The 15,331-nt window shown below is 68.7% G+C and carries 16 protein-coding genes; 9 read left to right on the forward strand and 7 right to left on the reverse strand.

The features are described from left to right. Positions 1-90: 90 nt before the first annotated feature. Together J3486_RS05755 and J3486_RS05760 are read left to right on the forward strand one after the other, a co-directional pair. Positions 91-756: a deoxynucleoside kinase gene (locus J3486_RS05755; RefSeq protein ID WP_207818814.1), complete on the forward strand. Its 666-nt coding sequence runs from the start codon at positions 91-93 to the stop codon at positions 754-756. Between the two features lie 131 nt (positions 757-887). Then, on the forward strand, positions 888-1,775 hold the full coding sequence (locus J3486_RS05760; RefSeq protein WP_207818815.1) for a Sir2 family NAD-dependent protein deacetylase: 888 nt from the start codon (positions 888-890) through the stop codon (positions 1,773-1,775). A gap of 150 nt (positions 1,776-1,925) precedes the next feature. On the opposite strand, the gene J3486_RS05765 is transcribed toward J3486_RS05760, so the two are convergent. From J3486_RS05765 to J3486_RS05775, 3 genes are all read right to left on the reverse strand, one after another. Further along, a complete protein-coding gene (locus tag J3486_RS05765; protein ID WP_207818816.1) occupies positions 1,926-2,420 on the reverse strand; it encodes a dihydrofolate reductase in 495 nt (164 codons plus the stop codon). Positions 2,421-2,434: 14 nt separating this feature from the next. Then, positions 2,435-3,232, reverse strand: a complete 798-nt coding sequence (locus tag J3486_RS05770) for a thymidylate synthase (protein ID WP_207818817.1) — start codon at positions 3,230-3,232, stop codon at positions 2,435-2,437. A 232-nt stretch (positions 3,233-3,464) separates the two neighbouring features. Further along, a complete protein-coding gene (locus J3486_RS05775; RefSeq protein ID WP_229377428.1) occupies positions 3,465-4,037 on the reverse strand; it encodes a helix-turn-helix domain-containing protein in 573 nt (190 codons plus the stop codon). 115 nt (positions 4,038-4,152) lie between these two features. Between J3486_RS05775 and J3486_RS05780 the strand changes: the two genes are divergently transcribed. Next, on the forward strand, positions 4,153-4,941 hold the full coding sequence (locus tag J3486_RS05780) for a trans-aconitate 2-methyltransferase (protein ID WP_229377430.1): 789 nt from the start codon (positions 4,153-4,155) through the stop codon (positions 4,939-4,941). Positions 4,942-5,064: 123 nt separating this feature from the next. Here J3486_RS05780 and J3486_RS05785 read toward each other — a convergent pair whose 3' ends face one another. After that, entirely contained in the window at positions 5,065-5,829 is a 765-nt protein-coding gene (locus tag J3486_RS05785) for an alpha/beta hydrolase (protein WP_207818819.1), read from the reverse strand. A gap of 436 nt (positions 5,830-6,265) precedes the next feature. After that, the gene (locus J3486_RS05790; protein WP_229377432.1) at positions 6,266-7,129 is read right to left on the reverse strand and encodes an aminoglycoside phosphotransferase family protein; all 864 of its coding nucleotides are present in this window, start codon (positions 7,127-7,129) and stop codon (positions 6,266-6,268) included. A 358-nt stretch (positions 7,130-7,487) separates the two neighbouring features. Between J3486_RS05790 and J3486_RS05795 the strand changes: the two genes are divergently transcribed. Together J3486_RS05795 and J3486_RS05800 are read left to right on the forward strand one after the other, a co-directional pair. Beyond that, on the forward strand, positions 7,488-8,483 hold the full coding sequence (locus J3486_RS05795; RefSeq protein ID WP_307804699.1) for a helix-turn-helix domain-containing protein: 996 nt from the start codon (positions 7,488-7,490) through the stop codon (positions 8,481-8,483). A 404-nt stretch (positions 8,484-8,887) separates the two neighbouring features. Further along, positions 8,888-9,277, forward strand: a complete 390-nt coding sequence (locus J3486_RS05800; protein ID WP_207818820.1) for a peptidoglycan-binding protein — start codon at positions 8,888-8,890, stop codon at positions 9,275-9,277. 130 nt (positions 9,278-9,407) lie between these two features. Here the strand turns inward: J3486_RS05800 and J3486_RS05805 are convergent, their stop codons facing one another. Continuing rightward, positions 9,408-9,770: an STAS domain-containing protein gene (locus J3486_RS05805; protein ID WP_207818821.1), complete on the reverse strand. Its 363-nt coding sequence runs from the start codon at positions 9,768-9,770 to the stop codon at positions 9,408-9,410. Positions 9,771-10,345: 575 nt separating this feature from the next. On the opposite strand from J3486_RS05805, the gene J3486_RS05810 reads away from it, so the two are divergent. Next, complete coding sequence (locus tag J3486_RS05810; RefSeq protein ID WP_207818822.1) at positions 10,346-10,651, forward strand: hypothetical protein; 306 nt, start codon at positions 10,346-10,348, stop codon at positions 10,649-10,651. 180 nt (positions 10,652-10,831) lie between these two features. Here J3486_RS05810 and J3486_RS05815 read toward each other — a convergent pair whose 3' ends face one another. After that, entirely contained in the window at positions 10,832-11,407 is a 576-nt protein-coding gene (locus J3486_RS05815; RefSeq protein ID WP_207818823.1) for a hypothetical protein, read from the reverse strand. Between the two features lie 109 nt (positions 11,408-11,516). On the opposite strand from J3486_RS05815, the gene J3486_RS05820 reads away from it, so the two are divergent. The 3 genes from J3486_RS05820 to J3486_RS05830 all read left to right on the forward strand — a co-directional run bounded on the left by J3486_RS05820 (position 11,517) and on the right by J3486_RS05830 (position 15,307). After that, positions 11,517-12,104 carry a TetR/AcrR family transcriptional regulator gene (locus J3486_RS05820; RefSeq protein ID WP_207818824.1) on the forward strand — a complete coding sequence of 196 codons (588 nt, stop codon included), beginning with the start codon at positions 11,517-11,519 and terminating at the stop codon, positions 12,102-12,104. Positions 12,105-12,404: 300 nt separating this feature from the next. Next, complete coding sequence (locus J3486_RS05825; RefSeq protein WP_207818825.1) at positions 12,405-14,393, forward strand: glycoside hydrolase family 43 protein; 1,989 nt, start codon at positions 12,405-12,407, stop codon at positions 14,391-14,393. 434 nt (positions 14,394-14,827) lie between these two features. Next, positions 14,828-15,307: a hypothetical protein gene (locus J3486_RS05830; protein WP_207818826.1), complete on the forward strand. Its 480-nt coding sequence runs from the start codon at positions 14,828-14,830 to the stop codon at positions 15,305-15,307. The last annotated feature ends 24 nt before the right edge of the window (positions 15,308-15,331 follow it).

A 15,331-nucleotide genomic window follows, 5' to 3' on the forward strand; every position in this document is an offset into this window, starting at 1 on the left:
CTCTGTACGAGGTCGTCGTTTAGGCTTCACGGCGGCTCGTGGGGGCGGTGGGTTTGCGCGTGGCCACAGGACTTCAAGGAGAAGCGAGGAGTGCCGGTGATCTGCGTCGGAGGCATGATCGGGATCGGTAAGACGAGTGTCGCCGAACTGATCGCCAAGGGACTGGGCGGTGACGTCTTCTACGAGAGCGTCGAGGACAACCCGATCCTGCCGTTGTTCTACACGGCGAGCCCCGAGGAGATACAGGCCAAGCGTTACCCCTTCCTGCTCCAGCTGTACTTCCTGAAGACGCGGTTCGCATCCATCAAGGAGGCGTACAAGAAGGGCGACAGCGTCCTGGACCGCTCGATCTACGAGGACTGGTACTTCGCCAAGGTCAATCACGATCTGGGCCGCATCAGCTCCCTGGAGATGCAGGTGTACGAGGGGCTCCTCGAGGAGATGATGCGCGAGATCGACGGCCTGCCGTACCGCAAGGCCCCGGATCTCATGGTCTACCTCAAGGCGGACTTCGAGACCGTGCTGCACCGGATCGGTCTGCGGGGCCGCGACTTCGAGCAGGACCCGAGCCTCGTCGACTACTACCGGACCCTGTGGTCGGGCTACGACGACTGGGTGCACCAGCACTACTCGGCCAGCGAGGTTCTCGTCATCGACATGAACAGCACTGATGTGGTGAACAACGCCGAGGACGCGGCCCGAGTGGTCGACAGGGTCAGGGGCGCCCTCGCGGAGAGCCGTCGCCCGGTGGCGTGAGCGGTGGTGCGGAGGCCTCGCCCGATAGATGACGGTGGAGGCTGGGCAGGGCTTCGATGCGGATGCGGATGCGGATGCGGAGGAAGCGGCTGACCCGCCACGTGTCGCCTGCCGTGCGTAAGGTTGCTGGCATGCGTACCCGTCCCACCTTGACCTGGGAACCGCCCGAGGACCTGCCGCCCGCCACGACCGATCTGCGGCCCGTCATCGATGCCGTCCGTGCGGGCGGCGTCGTCGTGTTGAGCGGGGCCGGCCTGTCCACCGAGTCGGGCATCCCGGACTACCGCGGGGAGCTGGGTTCGCTGCGCCGCGGGCACGTCCCGATGACGTACCAGGACTTCACCGGCAGTGGCGAGGCCCGGCAGCGTTACTGGGCGCGGAGCCAGCTGGGGTGGCGGGCCATGCTCCGCGCCGAGCCCAACGTCGGACACCGGGCCGTGGCCACGCTTGCCCAAGCCGGACTGGTCACCAGCGTGATCACGCAGAACGTCGACGGGTTGCAGCAGGCCGCAGGTGTGCCCGATGTGATCGAGCTGCACGGCAGCCTGAGCCGGGTCGTCTGCCTGCACTGTGGTGCGCTCTCCACTCGCGCGGAGCTCGACCGGCGGTTGCGCGAGGCCAACCCGGACTTCGAGGCCGCGGCGACGCGGTACCGCTCGGCGCTGGTCAATCCGGACGGTGACGTGGATCTGCCGGACGAGGCGGTCCGGGCTTTTGTGATCGTGCCGTGCACGGTGTGCGGGAGCGGGATCCTCAAGCCGGATGTCGTCTTCTTCGGCGAGAACGTGCCGGTCGACCGCGTCGAGATGTGCAGCAGCCGCGTGGCCGGCGCCAGCACGCTGCTCGTGCTCGGATCGTCCCTGACCGTCATGTCCGGGTTGCGTTTCGTACGCCAGGCCGCACAGGCGGGCACACCGGTCCTGATCGTCAACCAGGGTGTGACGCGTGGCGACCGATGGGCGGTGCGTGTCGAGCTGCCGCTGGGGGAGGCGCTGCGGGACGTATTGGCACAGGTGTAGAGGCCCGTTCTGTCTCACCTGAGGGGCCTTGACGTCTCGGCGCGGGAGGGGCGGACGCGGCTGGCCGCGGGGACGCACCCAGGGAACCTGGTGCGTACCCGCGGCGTCGAGCACGCGAGGCGGACAGCCGTGGGCGGGCCGGTCCGGGGGTCAGGCCCGGGTGTGGAGGCGGATGCGGTAGCGCAGGCCGGTGGTGGAGGTCTGCCAGCCGTGGTCCTGGGTGATCTTCCATTCCGGGCCGGGCACGGGGGCGTGGGTGTCGCCGTCCACGCTGGTGTCGATCTCGGTGATGGAGAGGCTGGTGGCGTGCGGGAGGGCGGCGCGGTAGATCTCGCCGCCGCCGATGACCCAGGCGGGCCCGGCCACGAAGGCCAGAGCCTCCGGGACGGATGCGGTGCGTTCGGCGCCGTCGGCGGTCCAGGCCCGGTCGCGGGTGAGGACGATGTTGCGGCGGCCGGGCAGGGGCCGGAAGCGGGTGGGCAGGGAGTCCCAGGTGCGGCGGCCCATGATGACAGGGTGGCCGAGAGTGGTCGCCTTGAAGTGGGCGAGGTCTTCGGGCAGGTGCCAGGGGATGGTGTTGCCGGCGCCGATGACGCCGTCGGAGGTCTGGGCCCAGATGAGACCGAGACCTGCCGTGCCGCTCATTCCGTCCATAGTGCTCATACGGCGACCGGGGCCTTGATCGCGGGGTGGTGCTGATAGCCGTGGATCTCGACGTCGGTGTAGGTGTAGTCGAAGATCGAGTCGGCTTTGTGGAGCTTGAGCTCGGGGAACGCGTAGGGGGTGCGGGTGAGTTGGGTGGTGACCTGGTCGAGGTGGTTGTCGTAGATGTGGCAGTCGCCGCCGGTCCAGATGAAGTCGCCGGGTTCGAGGCCGGTCTGCTGGGCGATCATGTGGGTGAGCAGGGCGTAGCTGGCGATGTTGAAGGGGACGCCGAGGAAGAGGTCGGCGCTGCGCTGGTAGAGCTGGCAGGAGAGGCGGCCGTCGGCGACGTAGAACTGGAAGAAGGCGTGGCAGGGGGCGAGGGCCATTTTGTCGAGTTCGGCGACGTTCCAGGCCGAGACGATCATGCGGCGGGAGTCCGGGTCGTCGCGCAGGGTGTCGAGGACCTGGCTGATCTGGTCGATGTGCCGGCCGTCGGGGGTGGGCCAGGAGCGCCATTGGACGCCGTAGACGGGGCCGAGTTCGCCGTTGGTGTCGGCCCATTCGTCCCAGATGCTGACGCCGTGCTGCTGGAGCCAGCCGACGTTGGAGTCGCCGCGCAGGAACCAGAGCAGTTCGTAGACGATCGATTTGAGGTGGACCTTCTTGGTGGTGATCAGGGGGAAGCCCTGGGAGAGGTCGTAGCGCAGCTGGTGCCCGAAGATGCTTCGGGTGCCGGTGCCCGTGCGGTCGGCCTTGGCCGTTCCGGACGTGAGGACGTGCTTCAACAGGTCTTCGTACTGAGTGTTCACCACGGTCCGAAAGCTTAATCGCCCGAGCGAGGTGTCTGGGCCAAGGGGCCAGGGAGCAGGGAGAGAGGGCCGTCGTCTCGCGTGTCGGCCTGGACCTCATCGACGTCTCGGAGGCGCGCCCGAGCGCCGGCTTCGAGGCAGGTACTGCTCAGTGTCATGGGCAACCGGTCGACCGCCGTCGCTACCGGCGTACTCGGTGGCGACGGTGGTGTCCGGGTTGACACCTGCGGTCGGTTCAGGTCTGGAGATGGTTGCGCTCGCCCTCGTGGTCGAGGATGACCAGGACCTCGGCGGGGCCGCGGTCGCTGCGGACGGCGTGCGGGGTCATGGTCGAGAACGAGGCGGCCTGGCCGGCCTCGACGCGGATGACGCGTTCGCCGAGATAGAGGACGACGGTCCCGGACAGCACGGTGAACCAGTCCCTGCCGGGATGGACACCCATGTCGTCCGGCGTGACGCTGCCCGCCTGGTCGGTGATGCGCATCTTGGCGACGGTCAGCCCCTGGGGCCCGTCACCCCTGGTGAGGAGCCAGGTGGTCAGGCCGCGGGCCTCGTCGTGGGTGGGCCGGATGACAACGTCGGAGTCATCGGGGGACTCCACGAGTTCGTCGAGCGACTTGCCCAGCGCCCCGGAGATGGCGGTGAGCTGGTCGAGGCTGATGCGGCGGTGCCCGGTCTCGATGCGGCTGAGCTGCGACGGGCTGATGCCCGCGCGCTCGGCAAGGTTGTCCAGCGACCAGCCGCGCGCCTTGCGCAGAGATCTGATCCGCATCCTGACGATGGCGTCCAAAGTCGATTCTTGCTCCATCGGCAAGAGTCTATGACGGGCAAGCAATGGTCGCTTTACCGTCGGGGGTATGAACACACACCACGACACTGTCGGTCATATCGGGCATGAGCGGGCGGCGGGTTCCGACATCGCGATGGCGCAACTGCTCGAACTTGATGCTGAAGTCCTCGCTCCCTACCTCGCTGAGCTGACCGGCTGGCTCGCGGAACTCACGTCCTCCGGCCCGGCCCTGATTCTGGATCTGGGCAGTGGTCCCGGCACCGGCAGCTTCGCTCTGGCCCGCCAGTTCCCCTCGGCGCATGTGACGGCGGTGGACCTTTCCCCGCAGATGCTGCACCGCCTGAACAAGCAGGCCGCCGTACACGGCGTCGCCGACCGGATCAGCACGGTCGAGGCAAACATAGACGGGCCCTGGGACGAAATCGGTGAGAACGGGCCGTACGACCTGATCTGGGCCGCCTCGTTCCTGCACCACGTGACCGACCCCGCCCGCACTCTGGCCCAGGCCTTCGAGCAGCTGCGGCCGGGCGGGCTCCTGGCCGTCAGCGAGATGGACTTCTTCCCGCTCTGCCTGCCCGAGGACACAGGGGTCGGCCGGCCCGGCCTCGAGGCCCGCCTGCACGCCGTCACGAACACCCAACCGGACCATGAGTGGACCGACCAGCTCAAGAACGCCGGGTTCATCGTCGAGAAGCGGGCCTTCGAGATCCGTCTCGACCACGCCCAGGCGGGACCGTCCGTGAGCGCCTATGCCCAGGCCTTCTTGGCCAAGCTGCGCTCCCACGCCACCGACCTGCTCGAAGCGGATGACCTGGCGGCCTTGGACGTCCTGCTGGACGAAGCACAGCCGAACAGCGTCGCCCACCGTGACGATCTGCGCGTGCACACCACCCGCACCACCTGGATCGCGCGCCGCCCCTGATCCGTAGGGCGGGCCGCGCCAAAGCCCCGGCCATGCTGGGCCTGGCTCAGCTGATGGTGGTCCTGGTCACCACCATCGTGAACATCGCCCTGCCGGGCAGGCCGGACGCCTCAACCGCGCACGTCAGGCCGACGCGTTGACCGCTCGGCCGAGGTGACGGGCGAAGAAGCGGACCGCGCTGTCGACCTCGAACCGGGGCAGCTCCTTGTGCTTGCCCGAGTTCACATGCAGGGACTTCTCTGCCGAGGCGAAAGCGTCGAACAGCGCCAGGCCCTCCTCGCGGGAGATGTGCTCGTCGTCCCACTGCAGGTCGAACTCGATCGGGATGGTGATCTGCTCCGCGTAACCGGCCAGCACGTCGGGCCAGTGCTGGCCGAAGACCGCGGCCGTGATCCTGGGCTCGGCGGCCACGAACGGCACGCCGATCGCGGTACCCATGTTGATGCCCCAGAAGCCGACTGGACCGTCGGTTCCGATCTCCGGGAGCTGTTGGAGGGCGTCCAGCAGTGCGTGGTACTCCGGCACGGCGAGCTTGGCCAGGTGGTCGTTGTAGCGGACTACGATCGGGCTCTCCGGCTCGCCGGCCGCCCGGGCCGCGAACAGCGCGGCGACCTCCTGCTCGTCGTGCTCGGTGCGCGGCCGGTCGCCGTGACCGGGCGCGTCGAGGACCGCCACGTGGTAGCCGCAGCCGTGCACCAGGTGCCGGGCTCGGCCCGACATCGCGGGGTGCTTCTTGTGGTTGCCGCCCCCGTGGGCCTGGAGGACCAGCGGCGCACGGTCCCCGCCGGACTCGGGAGACCAGAGGACACCCGGGACGCCGTTGACGGTGAAGTCGCGCTCGACGATGCCGTGCGCGGTGGACTCGGCGGTGAAGAGGAAAGTGTTCATGGCAGTTGCCCTTCGAGAGTGCCTTGTGAAAGAGCGCTCCCGGCGAGATCTACGTCAACCGCCAGCCGTGACAGCAAGGGAGAGCACCCATGTAGGTACAGCGTTCATGGGTCTCACCTCCTTGGGCCGATGCCACGGTCAACTGAAGCTATCAGCCTGATCATCATCCCTTCAACGCTTTTCCCCGCCACGCCCCGCCACGCCACGACCACGCCGCGCGGCTTCTCGCCCTGCTCCACGACGGCGCCTTCCAGTCCGTCGGACTCGACGACGCCGAGGCCGCCCGCGAGACCCTCCGCCGCGCCGTCGACGAGGTGCCCGCCTCCCAGGCCACCTGACGACCGAAGGCGGCCGCTGCCGCCTCGACTCGTTCAAGGCAAGCCCTTGGAGTGCACGGCGCCACGCCCTTCCAGGCGGCATCCGCAAGGGCGTGCGCCTACTCCAGCACCGCGCGGAAGGCACGCTCGCCGATGCCGAGCATCAGTGGGTTGTCAGCCGAGTGCGTCAGGAAGACCAGGGACAGGGCAAGCGCCCACCCGCGGGCCCGCTCCCACGTCGCGTCGTCCGCGCTGCCGTACGCCTGTCGAAAGGCAGCACGCTGCTCCGCCGTGAACAGCATCCAGGCCACGGACAAGTCGGCGGCAGGGTCACCGGACATGATGTCGCCGAAGTCGATCACGGCGCTGATCCGACCGCGGTCGACCAGGATGTTGGCCGGGTGCAGGTCCGCGCGCAGCCACACCGGCGGCCCGTCCCAATCCGGCATGGCGGAGGCCGTCTCCCAGACCTGCTGCGCGGTGGCACGGTCGGCCGGATCGACGTGCGCCAGTCCGCTCAGGACTCCCTCGGCACGTCCGGCCAGCGGAATCCCACGAAACGCGTTGACGGGTGCTTCCGAAGGGGCCGGTACATGCAGTGCGGCCAGGAAACCGCCGAGCGCCGCCGCGGCCGACCAGGGGTCGTCGGGCTCCGATCGCGCCGCGATCCGGCCAGGGAAGAACGGCACGACACTCCAGGACCACGGGTACTGGTCCGTCGGCTGCCCGACACGTACAGGCGCCGGCACAGGCAGCGGCAGGCGGTCGCTCAACTCCGGCAACCACCGTTGTTCGTGGGTGACGAGTTCGCCGGCCAGGGCACGCCGCGGCAACCGGACGAGGTACTCCTCGCCGAGCCGACACACAAGGTTGTCCCAGCCGTTGGCCAGCACCTCGACCGGCAGGCCCGCCAGGTCGGGGTGCTGCTCGTCGAGCAGACGGCGCACCAACTCGACTGAGACCGGAACCTCTGCAGCGGGCATTCGCCGAACTGTCACAGCGAGAACCCTACGAAGGAAGATTCCGGAGCGCGACCACGGCACATATGCGTGGCCTCGCGAATACCCCGGTACGGCCCATCGTCTGCTGGCCCGGACGGAGCTGACCCCGCGTCAGCCCCCTGAGCCGTGCCCGGTTCAGCGGGAGCGACACAGGGTGCACCGCCCGCTCACCCGGTACGGCACCAAGACCCGGAAGCGGCCTTGGACCAGCGGCGCCCCCGCCTGCTGAGGGACGCGGAGTGGCCAGTGGCGCGATCTTGTTTGATAGATCAAACTGCTGACGGCCGGCGGGGGAGGGGGTCCCCTGCGTCCCATGGCCGTAAGCGGGGGAGTACGAACGGTGTGGGAGCAGATGACGGCGGCCGACGTGCCGCCGGAGTACAGATTCGAGTGGTTCGCGCAGACCGTGTCCCAAGTACTGCTGCCCACCGCCTTCGAGACCCCGGACCCGAGTGCGTTCTACGCCCACGGTGGACAACTCGCCCTGGGTGAGGCCCGGCTGGCCCGCTTCGCCTACGCCCCGCTGCACTCGCGGCGTACCCCGGCCCTGATCCGTCAGGGAGATCCGGAGCAGTACCAACTCGCTCTCGTCACCGGCGGATCCGCCTGGTTCGCGCAGCAGGGCGGAGAAGCCGAGCTGGCGGTCGGCGACATGGCACTGTGGGACACCTCCCGCCCCTACCGGTCCGGCTCGGGAACGGACGGCCGCGGCGTGGAGGTCCTCGTCCTCCAGATCCCCAAGGAAAGCATGCCATTGCGCTCCCAGCACATGGACAGACTCCTCGCCCGGCGCATTCGCGGTGGCGCGGGCCTGTCCGGGATTCTGGCCGGCTTCCTGACCGATCTCGCGCGCAAGGGCCCCGACTGCTTGCCCGGCGAACTCGACGTGCTGGAGGCGATGGTGGTGGATCTGGCCGCCTCATGCCTGGCGGGACACCTCGGCGCCACGGCCCAACAGCCTGCAGAGCTCCGATCCCATCTGCTGCTTCGCCGGATCCGCACCTTCATCGACCACCACGTGGCAGACCCTGATCTGACCCCGCGCGTCGTAGCCGAACGGCACCATCTCTCCCTGCGCAGCTTGTACGCCCTGTTCCGGGACGAGCCCGAAAGCGTCGCCGCCACGATCCGCCGCCGTCGGCTCGAACGCTGCCGAGACGATCTGGCCCGCCCCGAGATGAGTCGGGAACCGATCCAGTTGATCGCCGCCCGCTGGGGGTTCGCCAGCGCCACCGCTTTCAGCCGCACCTTCCGAGCCGCTTATGGCATCACTCCCCACGACTACCGAGCCCACGCCCTGCAGCACGCGGACGAGACCCAGAGTGTGTCCGGCTGAGCATGAAGTCGAGGGGTGAGGGCCGCGATCGCGACCGGTGCGGAGGGCATCTTCGTCCTCTGCACAGAGGGCGCCGAGACAGTGTGCCGGCAGGTCACGGACCACCAGCCGCGCATGCAGCGCACTGAACGCTTGCCCCGTGACCCAGTGACCTTCCCGGACAGAACACTGGACGCCGCAGCTCCGGCCCGCGGCATACGCGGTCGCCCTGTCCGCACGGAGAGTCAAGTAACCGTGCATGCAGTGCACATCGCGCACGGTGTAGTGCGCCATAGCATCGGGCTGCCCCGGACGGACGTAGGACGTTCGGCACGTACGGGGGCACTGCGACCGGAGATCGACTGCCCCACCGCGCAAACCCGGTGAGGCCCGAACAGGAGTCCATGATGAGAACGGGGAAGGGCATGACCAGGCTCGGTGTGGCGGCAGCGCTCGCCGCATGCGTCCTGGTGGGCGGCGGCGCGGCCCAGGCCAGTACGACCGCTCCCACCGTCGGAGACGGGTACGCGAACAACACGCACGCTGTGTGGTGCATCCAGGAGAGCCTGAACTACTTCAGCAGAAACGCTGCGGGCCAGTACCCGCAGGTGCCCATCGTCAGTGAGGACGGCGTGTGGGGACCGGCGACGAAGGCCGCGGTGATCGCGTTCCAGAAGAACATCGACGGACTGACTCCCGACGGATACGTGGGGCCGCACACCGGCTACGACCTCATGTACTACGGGGACCCCTACTACATGGGCACGATCAACTCTCCGGGCTACTGCTACCAGTACGTTCCTACGAACCGCTGACGGATCGTAGAGCTAGCGGACGACTGAGTTTCCCCGGTTGTCGGCGGCCGGGGAACACTCAGTCCGGGACCGCGGATTGCCTTGCGCGGTCGCCGGTGGGGGAGGCGTGGCGGCTCTGCTGAGCCGGGTGTCACTCCTGGAGTGCGAGCGCCTCCGTCAGGGTCGGCATCGGCTGAAGCCGTCCCGTGAGCCCGGCCAGCCTCATCAGCCTCAGTACGAAGGGATGGGGACAGACCAGACGCCAGGAGCCTCGCCGCTCCAGAACACGCCGGTTCGCACGGCACAGAAGCTCCATCCCCGTGCAGTCGATGAACCGCACGGGGGACAGATCGATGACGAGATGGATCCCCGGCTGTGCCGTGACCTCGTCAAGGATCGGCCCGATCCACAGAACAGCACTGATGTCTATCTCGCCGTGCAATTCGAGCACCACATGCCCGGCCCGCACGTACTGACGCAGTCTGTCCGACCTCAATGCCTTCGGCATGTGCATATATGCAACTCCCCCTTTGTGCAACGAAATCCGAAGCGCGCCGGGGTCTGGGGGCGCCTGAGGGCTGGTCAGCCTACAGTTCGCGCCAACGCTGCGAGGGCACTCCTCATCTCCTCGCACCTTCGCGTGTAATGCAGTCCACCCACTTGACATATGCCCGAGGCCTTGCAGGGCATTCTTTGTTTTGCCCTCAAGTTGGCCAGATGCGCGGTCGATTACGCCCAAGTACTGCGATAGACAAACCGCTTGGGGCGCCATCTCCCGACCTTGTCCGTGGCATCCCAGGGGCGCTCGTGGGGCCACCAGGGCACCTCGGCCCACCTTGAGCGCAGCCAGCCCGTGAGCTGCGGACGGCACTACTGGGGAGGGGATCGTCCGCACGCCGACGCTCCGGGCTGGCACCCTTCCTGCGCGTGCGGATACGTCCAGGACGCGGGCTGGATCCGGTCGTGGGTGCCGACTGCTCTGCCGAGGTCCGTGAAGACGACCGCCTGTTTTGAACGGTATTGACCTCAAGCCCAGTTGAGGTTCTACGGTGGCGTGTGCCGATGCCGACGGACCCGAGAGGGATGCTCATGAAGACGCTCGTACTCGGCAGGACGCCCGCCAGGGTCACGGAGGTGCTGGCCACGTTGCGCGCGGACGGATTCGACGCGGAGGGTGTGAGCGCCGACGACGAGGCCAGGAAACTCCTTGAGACCGGCCGGTTCGCAGTCCTGATCATCGGTGGGGGTGTGGGGTCCGAATCCCGCGCGGAACTCAAGCGGTTCGCCGCGCGGCACCAGGTGCGCCGAGTGATCGACGGAGCGCTGACAGCCCCCTTCGATGCCTATGTGCGGCGGGAGTTCGAGCCGTTGATCCGCGCCGCCATGGACGCCTGACTGACCTCGACGGCGCTGGGCAGCACACCGGCGACGCCGCAGTCGGCTCGTCGGTACGGTCCACGCGCTCGCCCCGGAGCTGAACAACTGGCCGGCCAGGAACCGAAGAGGCCCGCTGGCTCATGTCCTCCATCGCGTCGGCCTACCCGTCTTCACGGCCCTGGGACGAGGCTGGGGCGCTCAGTCGTTCCGGCCCGCAGGCTTGAGGCGCAGCGCCGACACGAGGAAGAAGACGCCGCCGAGGAACGCGTATCCGGCGAGATTCCTGAGCGTGGCGGCGCCGTTGCCGGCCTGGAGGAAGAAGCTCACGCCGGCGAGGGTGGAGATGGCCCCGCTCACGATCATCGGCCACTGTCCGCCCCATTGGCGCCGGACCAGGCCCAACGCGAGTTGCGTGACACCCGCGGTGACGGCCCAGACGCCCCAGACCCGCAGGACGGCCGGGATGCCGGAGGCGAGTGCGACCGCCAGGGCGACAGCGGTGAGAACGCTGAGCCCGATGTTCACGTACAGCCTCGTGAGGGCGCTGCCGGCCGCCCGGGTCGACCGCAGGTCGACCACCGCGCAGGCCGCGTCGAAGAGGGGATAGAGCACCAGCAGCGTCCGGCCGGCCAGGTTCAGGCTGTCGGCTGTCGTGAACAGCAGGGCCGCCCAGACGGCAGCGAACGCGAAACGCAGGAGGTAAAGCTTGCGCAGAGCTGCGGGCAGCGGGGTCCCGGTGAGGGGAGCGGGCTGCTGACTGACGACGGTGTTCATGGCGAACCGCCTTCCAGGTGAGGGAGAACGTTCGGTCTCATTTCATCATTGAGGGCCTCCTGTTCGATGTCAAGACCGAACGTTCTCCCTCGGCTGTAAGGTGGGATCCATGAGCCGGAAGACAAAAGAGGGCAGCACGTCCGAGGCCCGAGCGCGGCTGCTCGGGACGGCGGTCAGGATTTTCTACGCGGAGGGGATCCACTCCGTCGGCGTCGACCGGATCATCGAGGAAGCGCAGGTGACCCGGGCCACCCTGTATCGCCACTTCTCCGGCAAGGAAGATCTCGTCCTCGCCTACCTCCACCAGGCCGACCAGGGCGTCAGAGCGCAACTGGCGAGCGCCCAGGAGGGTGCTCGGAGCCCGGACGGCAAGGTGCGCGCGGTCGGCCGCGCCATCGCGGAGGGCATCCGGTCGGAGGGCTTCCGCGGCTGCGCCTTCCTCAACGCCGCAGCCGAGTACCCCGATCCGGCACATCCGATCCACCAGGCCGTTCTCGCTCACCGGAAGTGGTTCCTCGACATGGTCACGGACCTGCTGGCGCAGGTCGGCGACGCGCCCGCCGAGGCGGCGGGGCGGCACTTCGTCATGCTCCGGGACGGAGCCATGGCCGCGGGATGCCTTTCCGATGCCGGACTGGTCACCGAGACGTTCCTGGAGGGCGTCGAAGGGATCCTGCAGGCGCGTTCGGCAAGCTGAACGGACACCTGAGGCGCAGCTCGCCGTCGCCTCGACACTCCTCGACTCGACAGGCCTGACGGGGGAGGCCATGGGCGAAGGCGGCGGGCACTGCGAGGAGTTGGGTGGCAGGGGGCGCTGGTGGGCGGCGTCGGCGGGACACCTGGCCGAGGTCCGCCCGGGTGGTGCGGGCGGACCTCGGTGCCTATTTAAATGAGTGTTGGGCTAACCCATTGAATAACTCCCGTTCCCTGATTAACGTCCGGCGCAGCCGCCCCCTCCGCGTACCTCTTTCACCCTCAAGGGATCGGACGAACCGCCTTGCTGCCACGCCCCTTCACGACGACGCCCGCCGGCGCCGGCACCAGCCGACGCTCCGTCCTGCGCGCCGCCGCCGGACTCGCCGCGCTGCCGCTCGTCGCCGCGCTGCCCGCCACCGACGCATCGGCGGCCTCGACCGATGCCGCACAAGGCACCGCCTTCACTCCCGGCGAGCCGTGGCGTGACACCGCGGGCAACGTCATCCAGGCCCACGGCGGCCAGGTCGTCGCCGCCCAGGACAAGGACGGCGCCCGGATCTGGTACTGGTACGGCGAGGACCGCAGCAACGGCTACTACAACAGCCCCGGCGTGCACGTGTACTCCTCGCACGACCTGCGCAACTGGGCCGACGAGGGCCTCGCGCTGCGCGCGATGGAGTCGGCCGACCAGTTCGACAGCGACACGTACTTCAGCACCCTGTACGCGGACTACGACGCCGATCAGCGCGCCGCCGTCTACCGTGACCTCGGCACGCACCAGGTCAGCACCAGCGTCAATCCGGCGATCATCGAGCGGCCCAAGGTCATCCGCAACGCCCGTACGGGCAAGTGGGTCATGTGGATCCACGCCGACGGGCCCTCCGCCTCCTCCAACGCCCAGTACGCCAAGGCGCGGGCCGGTGTGGCGGTCGCGGACTCGCCGACCGGACCGTTCCGCTACATCGACAGCTACCGGCTGCACGTCGCCCCCGAGGGCGAGGACAACTACTACCCGTCCAGCCCGGGCATGGCCCGCGACATGAACCTCTTCGTCGACGACGACGGGACGGCGTACATCATCTACTCCAGCGAGGAGAACTACTCGCTGTTCGTCTCGCGTCTCGACGCCGACTACACCTACCTGGCCACCGCGCCCGAACAGGCCGTCAAGGGCGTCGACTTCACGCGCCCCTACATCGGCGCGCACCGCGAGGCCCCCGCCCTGTTCAAGTTCGACGGCACCTACTACCTGATCACCTCCGGTGCCACCGGCTGGGACCCCAACCCGGCCTCCTACGCCACCGCGACGGACATCCTCGGAGAGTGGACCGATCACGGGAACCCGGCGACCGACACCGGCGCCTCGACCACGTACACGTCGCAGTCCACCTCCGTGATCCCGGTCGATCCGAAGGCCGGGAAGTACGTGTACATGGGAGACCGGTGGACCCCGTCCGACCTCGCGAACTCGCCCTACATATGGCTGCCGTTGAGGTTCGGCGAGGGCGACTCCATGACGCTGCCGTGGCTCGACAGCTGGACCCTGGAGGACGACCTCACGGCGCAGGCCCGCTACACCGTGGACGCGGAACTGCCCGCCCACGTCTGGCTCGGCACCACCCCCGACCTGCCGAGCACGGTCGCGTACGTCTCCGGCGGCAGGCAGCGCGTCTCGCGGGTCACCTGGGACACCAGCGGACTCGTCCGGCCGGGGCTCTGCACCGTCACCGGCACACTCGTCGACTTCGCCGGGCGCACCTTCACACGCGACCTGCTCGTCGTGCCGAAGCGACTGCGGTACGCGGTGAACGCGGGCGGCAACACCACCGACGACTGGAACCGGATCGTCGCGGTGGCACGGCGCTCGGGCACCGTCCTCAACTCCGTACCGGAGCAGGCGCTCGGCGCGGACGCGACCACCGGCGCCACCTGGGGCTACACCGGCGAGGGCAGCAAGGCGCGCAGTGTCTCCGGCGGCGACATCTACACCACGCTGCGCTACGCCGTCTCCGGGCGGACCCTCACGTACACGCTCGGCGGCCTCGACACCTCCCGCAGGTACACGGTGCACACCGGCTACTACGACCCGTGGCCGTGGGCGAACCGTGCCGCACGGGTCACCGTGAACGGCACGGTCGTCGACGAGCAGCGACTGTTCACCGATGAGCCGGTCGCCGGCGCGTACACCGGGATCAGTCCGGACGCGGACGGTGTCATCACGCTCGACGTGATCCCGACGCGGTCCCCAGACATCCAGTTGAGCTGGGTGATGGTGGCGGAGGAACGCTGAACCAGGCGGTGAGCGTGCCCGGTCGCCGTGCGCCGCGGACGCGGTGTTCGGCGACCGGGGGCGCGTACGCCTCCGGGCCATGCTGCGACGGCCCGGAGGATGCTGAGGTGCGCGGCGAGGCCGAGAAGCCCGTCGGGGAGTCGGCGGGCCCTTGTTGCAGCAGTATGGCCACCATGCGTAGAGGAGCAGGAGAGGGGCTGCGCCGACTGTGGCCATGGCGCGGGCGCGACGAGGCAACGCGCTCTGAGATCAAGGCCGGCATCACCTCGTCCGGCGAGTCTCAGGACGCCCGCCCCTTCAGCAACGGCCCGCCCGGTCCTGCCGATGAGGTGCGAGCCGAAGCGGCGGGTGCCCGTGGGCCGCAGGTCAGCGGAGAGGGGGGCCGGGACGAGAGGACGCATCGACTGGCGATGCCGTCGTACCGTCCGGCCGTCATGGTCTTCTCGACCACGGAACCGGGACACGTGCATCTGCGCTTCGTCGGCTTGAAAGGGCGCTCCTCGCGTCTCTACCGACTGTCGGGCGACGGAACCCCTGTCGCCGCGCGGATTCCGCTGCCGGTGGGGAGCGACAAGGTCTCGTTCCGCGTGTTCACTGCCGGCATCCGGAACGCGTGGACGGCGGCTGCGTCGCCGCTGCGCGAAGTCCCGCGTTTCCATGAGGAGATCAGCGGGACCGGTTCGGACCTCGTGCATTATCGAGGCGGACCTGGTCCAGGCGTCCTGCACTATGCGGGCCCGAACCGGATCCAGTTGGAAGCGCTGGACGGCAGCCTCGTCTACCAGGGCCCGGTGGCAGAGAGCCGCGCCGGGGAGCACGTGTTCCAGTGGCCTGGGCGCGGCTACTACCAGGTGCGCTCCTCCGGGGCGTGGAGCCTGTCGATCGCGTACCCGCAGGCGGACCGTTGCGATTGAGCCTGCGCGTCGGGCCGATGAGTT

The sequence above is a fragment of the Streptomyces sp. VRA16 Mangrove soil genome (genome assembly GCF_017377775.1).
GTDB lineage: Bacteria > Actinomycetota > Actinomycetes > Streptomycetales > Streptomycetaceae > Streptomyces.